At 66.9% G+C, this 16917-nt stretch carries 19 protein-coding genes; 7 read left to right on the forward strand and 12 right to left on the reverse strand.

From position 1 onward, the window contains the following. Positions 1-35: 35 nt before the first annotated feature. The 10 genes from IAG41_RS00640 to IAG41_RS00685 form a co-directional block, all read right to left on the reverse strand. Positions 36-926, reverse strand: coding sequence for an SDR family NAD(P)-dependent oxidoreductase (locus IAG41_RS00640; protein ID WP_187726667.1), 891 nt, complete (start codon positions 924-926; stop codon positions 36-38). Positions 927-1016: 90 nt separating this feature from the next. After that, the gene (locus tag IAG41_RS00645) at positions 1017-1409 is read right to left on the reverse strand and encodes a hypothetical protein (RefSeq protein ID WP_187726668.1); all 393 of its coding nucleotides are present in this window, start codon (positions 1407-1409) and stop codon (positions 1017-1019) included. 107 nt (positions 1410-1516) lie between these two features. Further along, a complete protein-coding gene (locus IAG41_RS00650) occupies positions 1517-1822 on the reverse strand; it encodes a hypothetical protein (RefSeq protein WP_187726669.1) in 306 nt (101 codons plus the stop codon). 290 nt (positions 1823-2112) lie between these two features. After that, positions 2113-2805 carry a phosphate regulon transcriptional regulator PhoB gene (phoB, locus tag IAG41_RS00655; RefSeq protein WP_187726670.1) on the reverse strand — a complete coding sequence of 231 codons (693 nt, stop codon included), beginning with the start codon at positions 2803-2805 and terminating at the stop codon, positions 2113-2115. Between the two features lie 4 nt (positions 2806-2809). Then, complete coding sequence (phoU, locus tag IAG41_RS00660) at positions 2810-3511, reverse strand: phosphate signaling complex protein PhoU (RefSeq protein ID WP_187726671.1); 702 nt, start codon at positions 3509-3511, stop codon at positions 2810-2812. 2 nt (positions 3512-3513) lie between these two features. After that, a complete protein-coding gene (pstB, locus tag IAG41_RS00665) occupies positions 3514-4290 on the reverse strand; it encodes a phosphate ABC transporter ATP-binding protein PstB (protein WP_187726672.1) in 777 nt (258 codons plus the stop codon). After that, positions 4290-5531, reverse strand: a complete 1242-nt coding sequence (pstA, locus tag IAG41_RS00670; RefSeq protein WP_410468069.1) for a phosphate ABC transporter permease PstA — start codon at positions 5529-5531, stop codon at positions 4290-4292. The genes pstB and pstA overlap by 1 nt, the downstream gene beginning before the upstream one ends. A 58-nt stretch (positions 5532-5589) precedes the next feature. Beyond that, a complete protein-coding gene (gene pstC, locus IAG41_RS00675; protein WP_187726674.1) occupies positions 5590-6963 on the reverse strand; it encodes a phosphate ABC transporter permease subunit PstC in 1374 nt (457 codons plus the stop codon). Positions 6964-7018: 55 nt separating this feature from the next. Then, positions 7019-8050, reverse strand: coding sequence for a substrate-binding domain-containing protein (locus IAG41_RS00680; protein WP_262408408.1), 1032 nt, complete (start codon positions 8048-8050; stop codon positions 7019-7021). Between the two features lie 93 nt (positions 8051-8143). Next, the gene (locus IAG41_RS00685; protein WP_187726676.1) at positions 8144-9343 is read right to left on the reverse strand and encodes an ATP-binding protein; all 1200 of its coding nucleotides are present in this window, start codon (positions 9341-9343) and stop codon (positions 8144-8146) included. 82 nt (positions 9344-9425) lie between these two features. Between IAG41_RS00685 and IAG41_RS00690 the strand changes: the two genes are divergently transcribed. From IAG41_RS00690 to IAG41_RS00705, 4 genes are read left to right on the forward strand one after another with little or no spacing between them, the layout of a single operon-like run. Next, positions 9426-9815, forward strand: a complete 390-nt coding sequence (locus tag IAG41_RS00690; RefSeq protein ID WP_187726677.1) for a hypothetical protein — start codon at positions 9426-9428, stop codon at positions 9813-9815. A 4-nt stretch (positions 9816-9819) separates the two neighbouring features. Next, positions 9820-10104, forward strand: coding sequence for an HPr-rel-A system PqqD family peptide chaperone (locus IAG41_RS23050; protein ID WP_316251058.1), 285 nt, complete (start codon positions 9820-9822; stop codon positions 10102-10104). Beyond that, a complete protein-coding gene (locus tag IAG41_RS00700; RefSeq protein WP_187726678.1) occupies positions 10092-10943 on the forward strand; it encodes an HprK-related kinase A in 852 nt (283 codons plus the stop codon). Before IAG41_RS23050 ends, IAG41_RS00700 begins: the two co-directional genes overlap by 13 nt. Next, positions 10940-12034: a nucleotidyltransferase family protein gene (locus tag IAG41_RS00705; protein ID WP_187726679.1), complete on the forward strand. Its 1095-nt coding sequence runs from the start codon at positions 10940-10942 to the stop codon at positions 12032-12034. The genes IAG41_RS00700 and IAG41_RS00705 overlap by 4 nt, the downstream gene beginning before the upstream one ends. On the opposite strand, the gene IAG41_RS00710 is transcribed toward IAG41_RS00705, so the two are convergent. Together IAG41_RS00710 and IAG41_RS00715 are read right to left on the reverse strand one after the other, a co-directional pair. Continuing rightward, a complete protein-coding gene (locus tag IAG41_RS00710; RefSeq protein WP_187726680.1) occupies positions 12031-12564 on the reverse strand; it encodes an SRPBCC domain-containing protein in 534 nt (177 codons plus the stop codon). The genes IAG41_RS00705 and IAG41_RS00710 overlap by 4 nt on opposite strands. 89 nt (positions 12565-12653) lie before the next feature. Next, positions 12654-13334, reverse strand: coding sequence for an HAD-IA family hydrolase (locus IAG41_RS00715; protein ID WP_187726681.1), 681 nt, complete (start codon positions 13332-13334; stop codon positions 12654-12656). 76 nt (positions 13335-13410) lie between these two features. Between IAG41_RS00715 and glmU the strand changes: the two genes are divergently transcribed. From glmU to glmS, 3 genes are read left to right on the forward strand one after another with little or no spacing between them, the layout of a single operon-like run. After that, on the forward strand, positions 13411-14760 hold the full coding sequence (gene glmU, locus IAG41_RS00720; RefSeq protein WP_316251059.1) for a bifunctional UDP-N-acetylglucosamine diphosphorylase/glucosamine-1-phosphate N-acetyltransferase GlmU: 1350 nt from the start codon (positions 13411-13413) through the stop codon (positions 14758-14760). Then, the gene (locus tag IAG41_RS00725) at positions 14760-15071 is read left to right on the forward strand and encodes a hypothetical protein (RefSeq protein ID WP_187726683.1); all 312 of its coding nucleotides are present in this window, start codon (positions 14760-14762) and stop codon (positions 15069-15071) included. The genes glmU and IAG41_RS00725 overlap by 1 nt, the downstream gene beginning before the upstream one ends. Positions 15072-15093: 22 nt before the next feature. After that, positions 15094-16917 carry a glutamine--fructose-6-phosphate transaminase (isomerizing) gene (gene glmS, locus IAG41_RS00730; protein ID WP_187726684.1) on the forward strand — a complete coding sequence of 608 codons (1824 nt, stop codon included), beginning with the start codon at positions 15094-15096 and terminating at the stop codon, positions 16915-16917.

The following is a 16917-nucleotide window of genomic DNA, read 5'->3' on the forward strand; positions in this document are numbered from 1 at the left end:
CGAGGATAGGCGCAGCAACCGGAGGCCGCAATCGCTCAGCCCTGCAGCTTGTTCATGATCAGCATCGTCTGCTCGGCGCCCGAATTGGGTACGATCTCGCCCTTGCGGTCGATGATCTCGGCCCATTGCGCGGCGACGCTCTCGGGGGTCAGCTCGGTGAGCTTCGCGCCCTGGGTGAGGGTGACATAGGCGGCCTGGACCACGCCGCCGCCCGCGCCGACGATCATGTTGGTCGGCGCGTCTTCGGAGACGAGATACAGCGCGGCAGGGGCGATCGCCTCGGGCGCGAAGGCCTTGAACGCGGCTTCTGGGAAAATGTCCTCGGTCATGCGCGTGCCCGCGACCGGTGCGATCGTGTTGACCTTGATCCCGTATTTGGCGCCCTCGAGGTGCAGCGTCTTGGCGAGGCCGGCGAGACCAAGCTTGGCGGCGCCGTAATTCGCCTGGCCGAAATTGCCGTAGAGCCCGGTCGAGGACGCGGTCATCAGGATGCGGCCGTAATTGGCCTCGCGCATCGTGTCCCACACCGCCTTGGCGCAATTGGCCGATCCGAGCAGGTGCACCTTCACGACGAACTCGAAATCCGCCGGCTCCATCTTGGTGAAGCTCTTGTCGCGCAGCACGCCGGCATTGTTGATCAGGATGTCGACTCGGCCCCAGCGCGCCTTGGCCTGCGCGACCATCGCGACCATCTGGTCATATTCGGTGACGCTGCCGCCATTGGAAAAGGCCTCGCCCCCCAGCGCCTCGATTTCCTGGACCACCGCGAGCGCCGCGTCGGAATGGCCGGTGCCGTCGCGCGCGCCGCCCAAGTCGTTGACCACCACCTTCGCACCGCGCCGTGCCAGCTCCAGCGCATAGCCGCGGCCAATCCCGCCGCCGGCGCCGGTGACGATGGCAACGCGGTTCTCGAAGCTGATGGTCATTCACGCTCTCCCCAAATTGGTCGAGCGCTTCCTAGACCGGCTTCGGCCGGACGCAAACCGGCGGGAGCGAACTCCCGCCGGAGACAAGGTTCAGCGGCCGCCGCGCTGGCGGCAATGATCCTTCACCTTGCGCGAGCAGGGCGGATAGCTTGCAGGGTCCGAAGGCATCGGCGCGGCGGGGGCGGCCGCAGCCGCGGTGGCCGCCGGAGCAGCTTCGGGAGCGGCGGGGGGAGCGGGCGGCGTCTCGGGCGGGGCCGGCATCGCCGCGGCGTCGGCCGGCGGTGCGGGAGGGGCCGGTTCAGCGGGCGGAGCCGGCGGCGTGGTCTGATCCGCGGGGGGCTCCGGCGGCGTCGGCGGCGTTGCCGGATCGGGCGGAGTGGGGGCGGTTTGCGGCGCGGTTTGGGCCGGATTGGCCGGGGGCATGTCCTGGGCAATGGCGGTCCCGCCAAGGGCCAGCGCGGTGGCCACGATCATCCATTTCATTCGAGTCTTCCTCTTCGTTAAGAACCCGCTTGCCATGCGAACGCCCGTACCGGGCGAAACGTTGCGCGCCCGGCACGGTTTGGCTCATCAAAAGGGGATTTGGTCGCTCAGCCGCCGCGCTGGCGGCAATTGTCGGTCTGGCCGCGCTTGCAGAGCGAATAGTGCGCCATCGGCGCGGGCGGCGGGAAGGCCTCGGTCGCGGTCTGCGGATTGGGCACGAACATCACGCGTGCGCCCGCAGGCGGCGTGGCGCCGCTGCTGAACAACGGCGTGGCGGGCGCGTAGCCGCCGACAGGGGGGTTGGGCGCGGCCTGATCGGTCGTGACGGTGGTCGTCGTCGTGGTCGACTGCTGGTCCTGGGCAATCGCCGTGCCGCCGAGGGCGAACGCGGCCGCGAGGGCAATCAGCTTCATGAAACGTCTCCTGACATTCACACTGCAGAGCACGAATCCGCGCTCATGCGGGGCAACGCAGGAGGGGGTGTTTTTCTCCTCGCGGGAGCAGGTGAGCAGGGGAGCAACGAGAGCGGGAAGGGCTGCTTGCCCCTCTCATTTTCGTCACCCCGGCCCTGTGCCGGGGTCCACCGCGCCGGGTGCAAGCTCAGGGCTCGATCGTCTCGCCCAGACGTCTGATGGACCCCGGCACAAGGCCGGGGTGACGATGAGAGTCCAAAGCCCTGATAAAGGCCGAAAGCCGGTAGAGCCTAGTTCCCCGAATCGAGCGCATAGCCCGCGGAGCGGACCGTGCGGATGATGTCGGGGCGGTTGCCGTTGTTGATCGCCTTGCGCAGGCGGCGGATATGGACGTCCACCGTGCGCGATTCGATGTCCGAATCATGCCCCCACACCGCGTCGAGCAGCCGTTCGCGCGAGAAGACCCAGCCCGGATGCTCGAGGAAATGCTTGAGCAGGCGGAACTCGGTCGGCCCGAGCGAGACGACTTCGCCGCCGCGGCGGACCTTGTGGCCCACCGTGTCCATCTCGATATCGGCATAGGTCAGCGCTTCGCCGGCCAGCGCCGGGCGCACGCGGCGCAGCACCGCGCCGACGCGCGCGACAAGCTCGCGCGGGGAGAAGGGCTTGGTGACGTAATCGTCGGCCCCGGTCTCGAGCCCGCGGACGCGATCCTCCTCTTCGCCGCGCGCCGTCAGCATGATGATCGGCACGTTCGCGGTCTCGGGCATGCGGCGCAGGCGCCGGCAGACCTCGATCCCCGAAAGCCCCTCGACCATCCAGTCGAGCAGGACGATGTCGGGCGTCGCCTCCTTGGCGAGCAGCAGCGCCTCTTCGCCGTCCGGGGTCTGCTTGACCTCGTAATCCTCGCGCTTGAAATGCCAGGTGACGAGTTCGGCGATCGCCGCATCGTCTTCCACCAGCAGCATCTTCACTCGTGCCATCAACTCAGCTCCCGTTCGCCTCGCCCGGCTCGCGATCTGCGAGATAGCGGCCCGTGGCGGCAAAATAGACCATTTCGGCGACGTTGGTCGCGTGGTCGCCGATCCTCTCCAGATTCTTGGCGACGAACAGCAGGTGCGCGACCTGACTGATCGTACGCGGATTCTCGACCATGAAGGTAACCAGGGTACGGAAGATCGAGTCGTAGAAATCGTCGAGCGCATTGTCGCGCTCGCAGATCATCGCCGCAGCCTCGGCATCGCGCGCCGAAAAGGCATCGAGCACGTCGTGCACCATGTCGGCGGCGAGCTGGCCCATCGCCGGCAGGATCGAGATCGCGTCGATCCGGTCCTCGCCCTCGGCATGGATCAGCGGCACGCGCTTGGCGATGTTCTTGGCATAGTCGCCGATCCGCTCGATCACCGCGGCGATCTTAAGCGCGGCGATCACCTCGCGCAGATCGTCCGCCATCGGCGCACGCAGCGCGATCACGCGGACGACGAGCTTTTCCAGCTCGGCCTCGATCGCGTCGATCTGCTTGTCCTTGCGGCGGACTTCCTTCGCGAGCTCGGTGTCGCCGCGCTGGAGCGCCTTCATCGAATCATAGATCGCCTGCTCGGCGAGCCCGCCCATCTGCGAGATCAATGCGCGGAGCTGACTGATGTCCTGATCGAACGCCTTGACGGTATGCTCGTGGCCCGTAGCCATTTTTACCCGTACCTTCCGGTAATATAGTCCTTCGTGCGCTCTTGCTGCGGCGCAGTGAAGATGTTGTCGGTCTCGCCATACTCGACGAGGTTGCCAAGATGGAAGAAGGCAGTGCGCTGTGAGACGCGCGCCGCCTGCTGCATGTTGTGCGTAACGATCACAATCGCATAGCGGCCGCGCAGCTCGTGGATCAGCTCCTCGATCTTGGCGGTGGCGATCGGATCGAGCGCCGATGCCGGCTCGTCCATCAGGATCACTTCGGGATCGACCGCGATCGCGCGCGCGATGCACAGCCGCTGCTGCTGGCCGCCCGAAAGCGCCGTGCCGCTGTCGCTCAGCCGGTCCTTGACTTCGTCCCACAGACCCGCGCGCTTGAGCGATTGCTCGACAATGACGTCCAGATCGGCCCTGGAGGGCGCCAGGCCGTGGATGCGCGGGCCATAGGCGACATTCTCGTAGATCGTCTTCGGGAACGGGTTGGGTTTCTGGAACACCATGCCGACCCGGGCGCGGAGCTGCACTACGTCCATGTCCGACGAATAGATGTTCTCGCCGTCGAGCGTGATCGCGCCTTCGACGCGCGCGCTCGGGATGGTGTCGTTCATCCGGTTGAGCGTGCGCAGGAAGGTCGACTTGCCGCAGCCCGAGGGGCCGATGAACGCAGTCACCTTGTCCATGTCGATGTCGATCGACACGTCCTTCACGGCCTGGTTGCTGCCATAGAAGACGCTTACGCCGCGCGCTGTCATCTTGTGGGGGGCGGGGGAGGCGTCGGTCATTACCAGCGGGTCTCGAACTTGTTGCGGAGATAGATGGCGAGTCCGTTCATCGCGAGCAGGAAAACCAGCAGAACGATGATCGCGGCGCTCGTCTTCTCGATGAAGCCGCGGCTGACTTCGTCGGACCAGAGGAAGATCTGGACCGGCAGCACGGTGGCGGGATCGGTGAAGCCGTCGGGCGGGGTGACGATGAAGGCGCGCATGCCGATCAGCAGCAGCGGCGCGGTCTCGCCCAGCGCGCGCGCCATGCCGATGATGGTACCGGTCAGGATGCCGGGCATGGCCAGCGGCAGAACGTGGTGAAACACCACCTGGATCGGGCTCGAGCCGATGCCGAGCGCGGCGTCGCGGATCGAAGGCGGCACCGACTTGATCGCGTTGCGGCTTGCGATGACGATGACGGGCATGATCATCAGCGCGAGGGTGAGGCCGCCGACCAAAGCGGCCGAGCGCGGCAGCAGCGGACCGATCGTGGCGCCGCCGATCTGCCAGGTGCCGAGGAACACCGCGAGGCCGAGCAGGCCGAAGATGATCGAAGGCACCGCGGCCAGATTGTTGATCGACACCTCGATCAGGTCGGTCCAGCGGTTCTTCGGGGCATATTCTTCGAGATAGATTGCGGAGAGCACGCCGACGGGGAAGGCGATCAGGAAGGTCACCGCCATCGTCAGCAGCGAGCCCTTGAGCGCCCCCCAGATGCCCACCGCCACCGGATCGGTCGAATCCGATTCGGTGAGGAAGTTGGTGTTGAAGCTGGTCGAGATCGCGCCGGCCTTTTTCAGCCGCTCGGCCGCCGCGGCCATTTCGCGCGTACCGTCGCCGCCCAGCCCCTGATCGAGCGCGGTGGAGGCGGGGACGTGGAGCGTCACCTTGCGTTCGAGCAGCGCGGGATCATGCTTGAGCGCATTGCGCACGTGCAGCCAGCCGCTGTCGGCGATCAGCGCGTCGCCGCCGGGGCCGAACTGGGCGATCGCCGCGTTGCTCACCGCGTCCTCGAGCCCGGCGCCGCTGAGCGCCAGGTCCGCGCCAGGCGTGCCGAGCTGGGCCCGCGTCACCGGAAGCTTGGCGGCGGGGAAGTCGATCGTCAGCGCGACGTCGGTACGCAGGAACCCGCGCCAGCCATTGGTCACCATCGTCGCAAGCAGGAAGGCGAGGAATGCCGCCGAGAGTACCACCGCGGCAAAGCCGAACATGCGGAAGCGCCGCTCGGCGCCGTAGCGGCGGCGGATGCGCTTCTGCATCGCCTGGGTCTTCCAGTCGGTCGGCGCGCGCTCGGCCGGCAGCGGGGAGGCGGGCAACTTACTCATAGGCTTCCCGGTACCGCTTGACGACGCGCAGCGCGACCACGTTGAGCAACAGGGTGATAACGAACAGGGTCAGGCCCAGCGCGAAGGCCGCGAGGGTCTTGGGGCTGTCGAACTCGGTGTCGCCGGTGAGCAGGTCGACGATCTGCTTGGTGACGGTGGTCGCGCTTTCGAACGGGTTGAGCGTGATGTTCGCCGCTCCGGAGGCGGCCATCACCACGATCATCGTCTCGCCGATCGCGCGGCTGACCGCGAGCAACACGCCGGCGACCACGCCGGGAAGTGCTGCGGGCAGCAGCACGCGGCTGATCGTTTCGCTGGTGGTCGCGCCCATCGCCAGGCTGCCGTCGCGCATCGCGGTGGGCACCGCGGCGATCGAATCGTCGGCCATCGAGGAGACGAACGGGATGATCATCACCCCCATCACCAGCCCCGCGGCGAGCGCGCTTTCGGAAGAAGCATAGGTATAGCCGAAGAACACCGCGAAATCGCGCACCGCGGGCGCCACGGTGAGCGCGGCGAAATAGCCATAGACCACGGTCGGCACGCCGGCGAGCATCTCGAGGATCGGCTTCATCCAAGCGCGGACGTGCGGCGGGGCATATTGAGTGAGGTAGATCGCGCTCATCAGCCCGAACGGGATTGCGACGATCATCGCGATCACCGCGCCGATGAAGAAGGTGCCCCAGAACAAAGGCACGGCGCCCAGCGACTGGCCGGGATGCACCGCATCGATCACCTGCGGGCTCCAATGCGTGCCGAACAGGAACTCGGCCGGCGATACCACCGAGAAGAAACGCAGCGATTCCCACAGCAGCGACAGGAAGATGCCGAGCGTCGTCAGGATCGCGATCAGCGACGCGACGAGCAGGATCAGCATCACCCCGCGCTCGACCCGGCTCCGCGCGCGGAATCCGGCGCGGACGCGGGTATAGGCGAAGGCGCCCCCGGCAAAGGCGAGCAGGATCGCCAGCCCGCTGCCCATCCAGCCATAGCGCGCGCGCGCCGCGCCCATCGCCGGGGCGAGCTGCCGGGCCAGTGCGTCGCCGTCGGCATAGGGGTCCTCGGAGATCTGGCGCGCCTCGGCGAGCACGGCGTCGCGCTCGAACTCGAAGTTCGAGAGCTGCGCGGCGGCCGGATGCTGCAGCACCGCCTCGCGCACCAGTCCGGGCGAGACCGCGCTCCATATCGCGAGGAACAGCAAAGCCGGCAGCACTGTCCACATCGCGACATACCAGCCATGCTGCGACGGTAGCGAATGGAGGCGGCGGTGGATGCCGCGATCGAAACGCGCGGCCCGTGCCCGGGCCGTCAGCCAGCCGATCAGCCCCAGCCCGACAATCAGGAAAAGTAGCGCGTAGAAATTCACCCGGTGACCATTTCGATGTTATTCTCCGGCCGACCCCGGAATTTCGTCTTCGCGCTCAGTGCAACTCGGCGGGATCGAGCGCAAGGCCGAGCTGGATAACCTCGGCCATGCGGTTGCTCAGCTTTTGCGGCGAAGCGATCAGCCCGCGTTTCACCAGCGGACCGTCGTGCACCCACATCGTCGCGTAGAGCGCCAAGAAGTCCTGGAGACCGGAAACCGCCTTCAGGTGCCGCTTCTTGACGTAGAGATAGAGCGGGCGGGCGCCCGGATACTTGCCGTTGGCGATCGTCTCGTATTTCGGCGTGACGCCGTCGATCGGCACGCCGTGCACGCGGCCCTGATTCTCCTCGAGATAGCTGTAGCCGAACAGGCCGAGCGCATTCGGGTTCTGCGACAGGCCCTGGACGATCAGATTGTCGTTCTCGCCCTTGTCGACATAGGGGCCGTCGTCGCGGATGCGGCGGCAGGCATTGTCGAACTGGGCGGGATCGCTCGCGGTCTTCAGGTCCTTTGCCTCCGGGAACGCCTCGAGGCAGCCCGGCTCGAGGATGAGCTCGACGAACGCGTCGCGCGTACCGCTGGTGGAAGGCGGGCCCATCACCTGGATGGGGATCGCTGGCAGCGCTGGATTGACGTCCTTCCAGGTCTTGTTGGTGTTGGGCTTGCCCATCGGGTTCGCCGCGACCGCCAGATAGATGTCCTTCTTGGTGAGCGACATCTTCGGGCCGTTGTTCGATTCGGCCAGCGCGATGCCGTCCATCCCGATGACGACCTCCATGATCTCGCCGACATGGTTCGCCTGGCACTTGTCATATTCGGTGCGCTTGATGCGGCGCGAGGCGTTGGCGATATCGGGGAATTGCGAGCCGACGCCTTCGCAGAAGCGCTTGATGCCCGCGCCCGTGCCGATCGACTCGATCACCGGGGCCTTGCGGCCATTCTTGGCGTTGACGAACGCCTCCGCCACGGCGGTGGTGAAGGGGTAGACCGTCGAGGAACCTACCGCGCGAATCTCGCGAGACGAGCTCCCGTCGCACGCCGAAAGTGCGAGCATGGGGAGCGCCAATAGAGCCAACCGGCCAAGCATCGCCATCTCCTGTCAGAGGACGTGGAATACGCTGAGGAAGCCGGGTCGCCCAGCACCCGTACGATATCCCCTTCCGGCAGCAGCGTTACGTCTTCATGACATCCGCTGGATGGGGAGTAGTACCGACACCGTCGTGCCCTTGCCGACGGTGCTGGCGATATCCATCCGCCCGCGATGGCGCTCGACGATATGCTTGACGATCGCCAGGCCCAGCCCGGTGCCGCCGAGCGAGCGGCTGCGGCCGGAATCGACCCGATAGAAGCGCTCGGTCAGCCGCGGGATATGCTCGGGTGGAATGCCCTCGCCCTGATCGACGACGGTCAGGCGGACCATCGCATCGCCCTCGCGGCGCAGCACGATCGTCACCGGCGTGCCGTGCTTGCCATATTTCATCGCATTGCCGACGACATTGTGGACGAGCTGGCTCAGTTGCGCGCGGTCGCCGCGCACCGGCGGCACTTCCTCCACCTCGGTCACCAGGTCGGCAGCGCGTGCGGCGCCCGAAAGCTCGATGCAGACTTCCTCGATCAGGTCGCCAAGCGCGATCGTGTCCGCGGGCGCGCGATATTTCTCGGCCTCGATTCGCGACAGCGAGATCAGATCGTCGATCAGACGCTGCATCCGTCGCGCCTCATCGTGCATGATCTTGAGGAAGCGCTGGCGCGTCGCGGGGTCGTCGCCCGCATCGTCCTGCAGCGTCTCGACATAGCCGAGCAGCGAGGCGAGCGGCGTGCGCAACTCGTGGCTGGCATTGGCAACGAAATCGACGCGGATCCGCTCGGTGGCGTAGCTGCCGGTGCGGTCGATCAGATGGACGATGCGCTGGCCGTTCTCGAGCGTACGCACGCGCATCTCCCAGCGCTGATCGCGCGTGCCCAGGCCGACGAGATGGATAGGCGCGGCGGGAGACTGATCGGTCGGATCGAGCAGCCGCTCGGCGGCGGCGGGGTGGCGGATCGCCAGCCGCACATCCTCGCCCAGGATATGCTGGCCCAGCAGCGCGCGCGCCGCCGGATTGGCCTCGATCACGCGATTGGCATCGATCACGAGCACCGGTTCGGCGATCGCGTCGATCACTTCGCCGACCGCCGGTCCACTCGCCTGTGGCACAGGCTCGACGATCGACGCTGGCACGTCCGTCTCGCTGCTCGCCGCGATCAGCGTCGCGGCAACCGCGCCGACCAGCACCACCAGGCTCACCTGCACATCGCCACCGATGAGCAGGCTCACCAGCGCGGTCAGGGCAGCAAGGCCAAGCGCGAGGAATGCACGAATGCCGTGAGAAGAGGGCATGGCCGCCTTCTAGCGCAAGCCTGTCCCATAGCGAGCCCCGATTTACGATTGCGAAACGTCCCCGGGCGCAGGACAATGGGCTATGGACGAACAACACCAGGAACCGCGCGCCACGCGCCGCCGCGCGCTGATGCTGGGCGCAGCCGGCGTCTCGGCGATCGTTTCGATCCGTCCGGCGCTGGCGCAGACCAGCGCATCGGTTATGACCTGCGAGATCCCGGTTCCCGATCCCGGCCGTGCGGGCAATTATATCGCCGCCGACGGTACCCTGGTCCCGGCGGGCACGCCGGGTGCCTTTGCGCCGCCGGGCGTGGCGTTCAAGGGCGAGGACGTGAAGCGTGCGCTGGCGGGCGGCACCTTGCCCGGTACCGATGCCGACAGCAGCCGCGCCTACACCAACTATATCCGCCGCCTGCAATCGGGTACCAGCGGCTTCACCTGCTTCGCTTCGCTGCAGATGCCGCGCGGCTGAGGCCGTGACCTCCGTCCGCTATCGTGCCGCGCTGCCTTCGACGCTGCGCATCGTCCCGCTCGATGCGCTGACTTTGATCTATCACCGCGCTTCGGGGATCACCCATATCGTCGATGCGCCCGTGCCCGAGATCCTCGAGGCCCTGGACGACGAGGCGCTGACTTCGGCGGCTCTGCTCGATCGGCTGGCCGAGCAGTTCGAGCTGGGCGATCCCGATCCGATGGCGCTGGTCGTGCGGCTCGACGAGCTCGTAGCGGCGGGACTGGTGGAGCGGCTATGCGGCATGTGACCGCGGTCCGCATCGGTCCGATCGGCTTCCGTATCGGCAGCGACTGGCGCGGACCCATTGCCGCGATCGACGATCTGTACGCCGATTATCCCAGGCCGGACGACGGCATCCCGGATTTCAACGTCCACCTCTTCGCCGCGCGGCCGTGGCGCAGGGTACTGCGGCCCTCGGTGGATATTGGCGGCGATTTCGTCATCCCCGATGCCGCGCCGCTGCCGCTCGCCCAGGGGTTGCTCGCCGCCGAGATGGGGATGAACCTCCAGATGGCGCTGGGGCTCAGGCGTTATCTGCTGCTCCATGCATCGGCGGTGGAGCGGGACGGGCGAGCCGTGCTGATGACCGGCATCTCGGGTGCGGGCAAGTCGACGCTGGCGGCGCTGCTGATGGCGCGGGGCTGGCGGCTGATGGGCGACGAGTTCGTGCTGATCGACCCCGCCACCGGGCTGGCGCACGCCTTTCCGCGGCTGATCAGCCTGAAGAACGAGGCGATCCCGGTCACCGAGCAGGCCGTGCCGCAGGGCCGGTTCGGACCGATGCTGCTGGGCACCCCCAAGGGCATTCTGCGCCATCTCGTTCCCGATGCCCGCGCCATCGCCGCGATGGCCGAGCCCGCCGAACCCGCATTGCTGCTGTTCCCCCGCTTCGGCTTCGAGGCTGCCGAGCGGCCGGTGCTGCCGAGCGAGGCGTTCGTCCGGCTCACCCAGTCCTCGACCAACTACGTCAATCTGGCCGAACGCGGTTTCGATGCGCTGACCCGGCTGGTGCAGAGCGTGCCGTCGCGGGCGATCGACTATCCCGATGCCGAGACCGCCATCGCGATGGTGGAGGCGCTGGCATGAACCCTGCGCTGCTTCTCGCTGCAGTATTGCGCGAACCGGTGCGGGTGGAGAGCCTGACCGGGCCGGAATGGACCGCGCTCTTCGCCGTCGCCCGCGCCGAGCAGTTGATCGGCACGCTCGCGCACCGGATCGACGGGCTGGCGATGCCGGATGCCGCCGCGCGTCTGGTCAGGGACGCTATCGCCTCTGCCGAGCAGGGCCGCACCGCAGCCTTGTGGGAAGCCGAGATGGCGCGCCGGGCGCTCGCTGGGCTCGACATGCCGGTCGTTCTGCTCAAGGGCACCGCCTATGCCGCCGCCGGCCTGTCGCCGAGCCAGGGCCGCGCGATCGGCGATCTCGACATATTGGTGCCGCGCGAACGGATCGAGGAGGCGGAGACCGCGTTGCTCGCCGCTGGCTGGGAATGGGTGAAACCCGATCCCTATGACGATGCCTATTACCGGCAATGGATGCACGAGCTGCCGCCGCTGATCCACCGCGACCGCGACAAGATGATCGACGTCCATCACACGATTCTGCCGCTGACCGCGCGGATCACCCCGGATGCGGCGGGGCTGATCTCCGCCAGCATCATGCTGGAAAGCGGCCTGCCCGTTTGGGAACATCGCCATGCCGATAGCGACATGCCTGCAAGGGGCATGTGCATTTTACGCCCGGAGGACATGGTGATCCATGCCGTGGCGCATCTGATCGCCGACGGCGACCTGGCGGGTGGCATGCGGAACCTCTGGGACATCGATCGGCTGGTTCGCGAATTCTCGGAGCGCGACGAAGATTTCTGCCTGAACGTCTATGAAGAGGCTTGGCCGCATGGGCTGCTGCCGGCGGTGGTTCGGGCATTCCGTCTCGCCGCCGCGCTCTACGGCACGCCGGTCAAGGGATATACGAGCCCGATCAGGGTCAGCCTCGTATCGCAACGCTCCGATGCGCTGTTCGTCCGCCGCCTTACCGCGCGCGACGGCTGGGGTCGCTCGACGCGCAAGTTCACCCAGCTTGGGTTCTACATCCGCTCGCACTGGCTGCGCATGCCGCCGCTGATGCTCGCGCGGCACCTGTGGACCAAATGGCGCAAGGGCTATCGGCCGGCCTAGGGCTTGGCCAGCGCCTCGCGCAGCTTGGCCATCGCCTCGGCATTGCCCTGGCGGAAGAAGTCCAGCAGCTGCCGGCCCGCCTCGGTGTCCGGATAATTGACCGCGGTCAGCACGATGCGGGTGCGGCCCGGGCCCGCGGGCATGAGCTCTAAGACGGTGATGACCTTCCGATAGGCCTCGAAGTTGGGAAAACCCTGCGGCGCCTTGACCGTGCGGAAAGCGAGCATGCGGCCGGGAATCCAGGCGACGAAATGCTGGCGGATCGTCGTCGCGTCGCCCGGCTTGGCGTCGGGCGCATAGCTCGTCTCGAGCATGTCCTCCTCGCCGGGGACGATCCGCGCCACGGGCGCGGCCCAGCGCCGCCATCCCTCGGGCGTGGCGACAGCCTGCCAGACGGCGGCGGCGGGTGCCTCGACCGTCATCTCCATTGCCAGCGTCGAGGTGCCGTCGGCTTCCTTCGTGACGGTCGGGACGATAGCAGGTGCAGTCTGGATCGGCGCCATCGTCAGCAGTGCGGCGAGCCAAAGCATGTCAGCCTCCGTAAAGAGATGCTCCGCGAGTATCTTCCGATGGCGATCGGCAAGCAATCGCCGATCCTGCGATCAGCTAAACGGCAAACTCAGGCATCGGCACCCATTCGCTCGAGCGTCGGAACGAGCTCGTTGAAATGATCGATCACGGCGTCGGCTCCCAACTCTTCCAAGGGCTGGATCGGGAACCCGAAGCTGACCGCGATGGCGGGGATGCCCGCGTTTCGCGCGGCGCCCATGTCGAAGATCGAATCGCCGACGAACGCGGCGCGCCCGCCGCCGCAGCGGCGGATCATCTCGAGGATCGGCGCGGCGGAGGGCTTGGCGTTGCCCGGCCCCATCGTGTCGCCGCCGATCACGGTGCGGAAGCGCTGGGCCAGGCCCATCGTCTCGACCAGCTTCACCGCCAGGCGCTCCAGTTTGTTGGTGACGATCGCGAGCGTCACGCCGCGCGCCTCAAGTGCATCCAATGCCTCGATGAGTCCCGGATAGGGGAGGGTACCGTCCGCGATATGCGTGTCGTAATAGGCAAGCAGTTCGGGATAGAGCCGCTCCAGCATCTCCGGATCGCTGCCGCCGGTCGCCTTCAGCCCACGTTCGAGCATGAACCGCGTGCCGCGCCCGACCATCGGCATCACCTGAGCGACGCTCAGCGGCGCCCGGCCTACGAGATACAGCGCGTGATTGAGCGCGGCGGCCAGATCGGCGCTGGTATCGAGCAGCGTGCCGTCGAGGTCGAATCCGACCATGTCGAAGGGGAAAGCGGACATGCCGGGCCGCCTGCCAGCATCGCTATGGAAATGGCAAGTTTATCGTGGCAGGGGGAGCCATCCACGGAGGCCTCAAGTGACTGCACCGATCGCCGCGATCATCCTTGCCGCCGGCAAGGGCACGCGGATGAAATCCGATACGCACAAGGTCCTGCACCCGATCGCCGGGCGGCCGATGCTGCTGCACCTGATCGACAGCGTGAAGGCGCTGGGTGCCGCGCGCGAGGTGGTGGTGGTCGGCGCCGGCCGTGAGCAGGTCGAGGCGGCGGTTGCCTCCCACGGCGCCGAGACTGTGCACCAGGCCGAACAGCTCGGTACTGGGCATGCCGTGCTCCAGGCGAAGGAGGCGTTGGCCAGCTTCGATGGCGATGTGCTGATCCTCTATGGCGACGTGCCTCTGGTCTCGACCGCGACGATGCACCGCATGTTGGAGCGGCTCCACGGCAACGACAATCCGGCGGTGGTCGTGCTCGGCTTCCGCCCGCTCGATCCTGGCGCCTATGGCCGCGTGATCGCCGATCCCTCAGGCCGCATCGTCAAGATGGTCGAGTTCAAGGACGCGAGCGCCGAGGAGCGCGCCGAGACTTTGTGCAATTCCGGCCTGATGGCGGCGCGCGCTTCGGATCTGTTCGGGCTGCTCGCCCGTGTCGGCAACACCAATGCCGCGGGCGAATATTATCTGGTCGACATCGTCAATATCGCCGCGGGGGACGGGCGCGCCTCGGCCGTCATCGAGACCCAGGCGACCGAGGTCACCGGGGTCAACAGCCGGGGCGAGCTCGCCGCGCTGGAAAGCGAATGGCAGCACGCCCGCCGCCAGCAGGCGATGGTGGACGGGGCCACGCTGATCGCGCCCGAGACGGTATGGTTCGCGCATGACACGCAGCTGGGCCGCGACGTGACGATCGAGCCGAACGTCGTGTTCGGCCCCGGCGTCGAGGTGGCGGACAAGGTAGTGATCCACGCCTTCAGCCATATCGAGGGCGCCACGATCGCCACCGGCGTCTCGGTCGGTCCCTATGCGCGGCTGCGACCCGGCGCGGTACTCGAAGAAGGCTCGCGCGTCGGCAATTTCGTCGAGATGAAGAAGGCGGTGCTCGGCAAGGGCGCCAAGGCCAACCACCTCACCTATCTGGGCGATACCCGGGTGGGCGCGGGTGCGAATATCGGCGCAGGCACGATCACCTGCAACTATGACGGCTTCTTCAAATACGGCACCGAGATCGGCGAGGGCGCTTTTATCGGTTCGAACAGCGCGCTGGTCGCTCCGGTGAAGATCGGCGACGGCGCGATCATCGGCGCGGGATCGGTGATCACCAGCGACGTCGAGGCCGACGCGCTCGGGGTCACCCGCGCGTCAACCACCATCAAGGCTGGCTGGGCAAAGCGCTTCCGCGAGTTGATGCTGGCGAAGAAGGCGAAGTAATGACCGATCGCTATGCCGGAAAGCCGTTCCTGAAGCTGCTCGATTGCTATGTGCTCGATTCGATCGGGCATCTCGACGCGGAGAGCGACGCGGCATTGACGGCGATGGAGCCGAAGTTGCGCGAGACCTTCGGGGCGACGGGCGCGTGGCGAGCGATCGTCGCCGATCGCATGCAGTTCCCCCAAGGCATGCAGGGTGCCATCCGCGACGTCTGGGAGAAGGGCAGGGGCAAGTTCGCCGCCGCCAACGGACGCGAGCCCGATCCGGGCGAATTCACGCAGATCTTCGTGGACACCAATTTCCCGCACTGAAGCGGCAGAGGAAATATTTGAAATGTGTGGCATCGTTGGCATCGTCGGCAAGGAAGACGTCGCGGAGCGGCTGTATGACGGCCTGAAGCGGCTCGAATATCGCGGCTATGATTCGGCGGGCATCGCCACCGATTTCGAGGGCCGGATCGAGCGCCGCCGTGCCTCGGGCAAGCTCGTCCATCTCGGCGAGGAACTCGCCGCGCATCCGCTGCCCGGCACCACCGGCATCGCGCACACCCGCTGGGCGACGCATGGCGGCCCGACCACCAACAACGCGCACCCGCACGCCACCGGCGAAGTCGCCCTCGTCCACAACGGCATCATCGAGAACTTCAAGACGCTGCGGGACGAGTTGCTCGCGCGCGGCCGCAAGTTCGAGAGCGAGACCGATACCGAAGTCGTCGCGCATCTCGTCAGCGAGAAGGTCGAGAACGGCATGGCGCCCGCCGAAGCCGTCGCCGAGGTGCTGCCGCGGCTCCACGGCGCCTTCGCGCTCGCCATCCTGTTCCGCGAGCATCCCGAGCTGCTGATCGGCGCGCGGCTCGGCTCGCCTCTGGTCGTCGGCTATGGCGAGGGCGAGACCTATCTCGGCTCCGACGCGCTCGCGTTGGCGCCGCTCACCCAGCGCATCGCCTATCTGGAGGAGGGCGACTGGGTCGTCATCACGCATGACGGCGCGCAGATCTTCGACAAGGACAATACTCCCGTCGAGCGCCCGATCACCATCTCCGGCGTCACCGGCGAGCTGATCTCCAAGGGCAATCACCGGCATTACATGCTCAAGGAGATCTACGAGCAGCCGATCGTCGTCGCCCAGACCTTGCGCTCCTACCTCCAGCGCATGGAGGATCGCGTCACCCTGCCGATCCCCGAATATGATCTTTCGTCCGTCAAGCGCGTCACCATCGTCGCGTGCGGGACTAGCTTCTATGCCGGCATGGTCGCCAAATACTGGTTCGAGCAGTTCGCCCGGGTGCCGGTCGATCTCGATGTCGCCTCCGAGTTCCGCTACCGCGAGCCGGTGATGGAGGAGGGCGGCCTGGCGCTCTTCATCAGCCAGTCGGGCGAGACCGCAGACACGCTCGCGGCGCTGCGCCATGCCCGCGCCGAGGGCCAGACGATCGCGGTGGTGGTCAATGTCCCCACCAGCTCGATGGCGCGCGAGGCGGACCTGCTGCTGCCGACCCATGCCGGTCCCGAGATCGGGGTCGCTTCGACCAAGGCGTTCACCTGCCAGCTCGCGGTGCTCGCGGCGCTCGCGGCAAATCTCGCGCGCGCCAAGGGCAAGCTGAGCCCCGCCGAGGAGAAGACGATCGTCAAGCATCTCGCTGAGGCGCCGGCGGCGCTTAATGCCGCGCTGGCTTATGACGAATCGATCGAGGCGATGGCGCACACGATCGCCAGCGCGCGCGACGTGCTCTATCTCGGCCGCGGCACCGATTATCCGCTGGCGCTGGAAGGCGCGCTCAAGCTCAAGGAAATCAGCTATATCCACGCCGAAGGCTATGCCGCCGGCGAGATGAAGCACGGGCCGATCGCGCTGATCGACGACAATGTGCCCGTCATCGTCATCGCCCCTTCGGGTCCGCTGTTCGACAAGACCGTGTCGAACATGCAGGAGGTGCAGGCGCGGGGCGGCAAGGTCGTGCTGATCTCCGATTATGACGGCGTCCAGGCGGCGGGCGAGGGGTGCATGGCGACGATCACCATGCCCAAGGTCCACCCGCTGATTGCGCCGCTCGTCTACGCGGTGCCGGTGCAGCTGCTCGCCTATCACGTCGCGGTCGCCAAGGGCACCGACGTCGATCAGCCGCGCAACCTCGCCAAGTCGGTGACGGTCGAATAG

It is taken from the genome of Sphingomonas sp. JC676, from assembly GCF_014489075.1.
Classification (GTDB): Bacteria; Pseudomonadota; Alphaproteobacteria; order Sphingomonadales; family Sphingomonadaceae; genus Sphingomonas.

Excerpts from the sequence above, each read along its gene's own strand:
- pstA (WP_410468069.1), bottom strand. The coding sequence starts at position 5,531 with ATGCAGAAGCGCATCCGCCGCCGCTACGGCGCCGAGCGGCGCTTCCGC.
- IAG41_RS00725 (WP_187726683.1), top strand. The coding sequence starts at position 14,760 with ATGACCGATCGCTATGCCGGAAAGCCGTTCCTGAAGCTGCTCGATTGC.
- IAG41_RS00650 (WP_187726669.1), bottom strand. The coding sequence starts at position 1,822 with ATGAAGCTGATTGCCCTCGCGGCCGCGTTCGCCCTCGGCGGCACGGCG.
- IAG41_RS00710 (WP_187726680.1), bottom strand. The coding sequence starts at position 12,564 with ATGCTTTGGCTCGCCGCACTGCTGACGATGGCGCCGATCCAGACTGCA.
- IAG41_RS00645 (WP_187726668.1), bottom strand. The coding sequence starts at position 1,409 with ATGAAATGGATGATCGTGGCCACCGCGCTGGCCCTTGGCGGGACCGCC.
- IAG41_RS00680 (WP_262408408.1), bottom strand. The coding sequence starts at position 8,050 with ATGCTTGGCCGGTTGGCTCTATTGGCGCTCCCCATGCTCGCACTTTCG.
- IAG41_RS00690 (WP_187726677.1), top strand. The coding sequence starts at position 9,426 with ATGGACGAACAACACCAGGAACCGCGCGCCACGCGCCGCCGCGCGCTG.
- glmS (WP_187726684.1), top strand. The coding sequence starts at position 15,094 with ATGTGTGGCATCGTTGGCATCGTCGGCAAGGAAGACGTCGCGGAGCGG.
- IAG41_RS00640 (WP_187726667.1), bottom strand. The coding sequence starts at position 926 with ATGACCATCAGCTTCGAGAACCGCGTTGCCATCGTCACCGGCGCCGGC.
- IAG41_RS00700 (WP_187726678.1), top strand. The coding sequence starts at position 10,092 with ATGCGGCATGTGACCGCGGTCCGCATCGGTCCGATCGGCTTCCGTATC.
- pstB (WP_187726672.1), bottom strand. The coding sequence starts at position 4,290 with ATGACCGACGCCTCCCCCGCCCCCCACAAGATGACAGCGCGCGGCGTA.
- IAG41_RS00685 (WP_187726676.1), bottom strand. The coding sequence starts at position 9,343 with ATGCCCTCTTCTCACGGCATTCGTGCATTCCTCGCGCTTGGCCTTGCT.
- phoB (WP_187726670.1), bottom strand. The coding sequence starts at position 2,805 with ATGGCACGAGTGAAGATGCTGCTGGTGGAAGACGATGCGGCGATCGCC.
- phoU (WP_187726671.1), bottom strand. The coding sequence starts at position 3,511 with ATGGCTACGGGCCACGAGCATACCGTCAAGGCGTTCGATCAGGACATC.
- IAG41_RS00715 (WP_187726681.1), bottom strand. The coding sequence starts at position 13,334 with ATGTCCGCTTTCCCCTTCGACATGGTCGGATTCGACCTCGACGGCACG.
- IAG41_RS00705 (WP_187726679.1), top strand. The coding sequence starts at position 10,940 with ATGAACCCTGCGCTGCTTCTCGCTGCAGTATTGCGCGAACCGGTGCGG.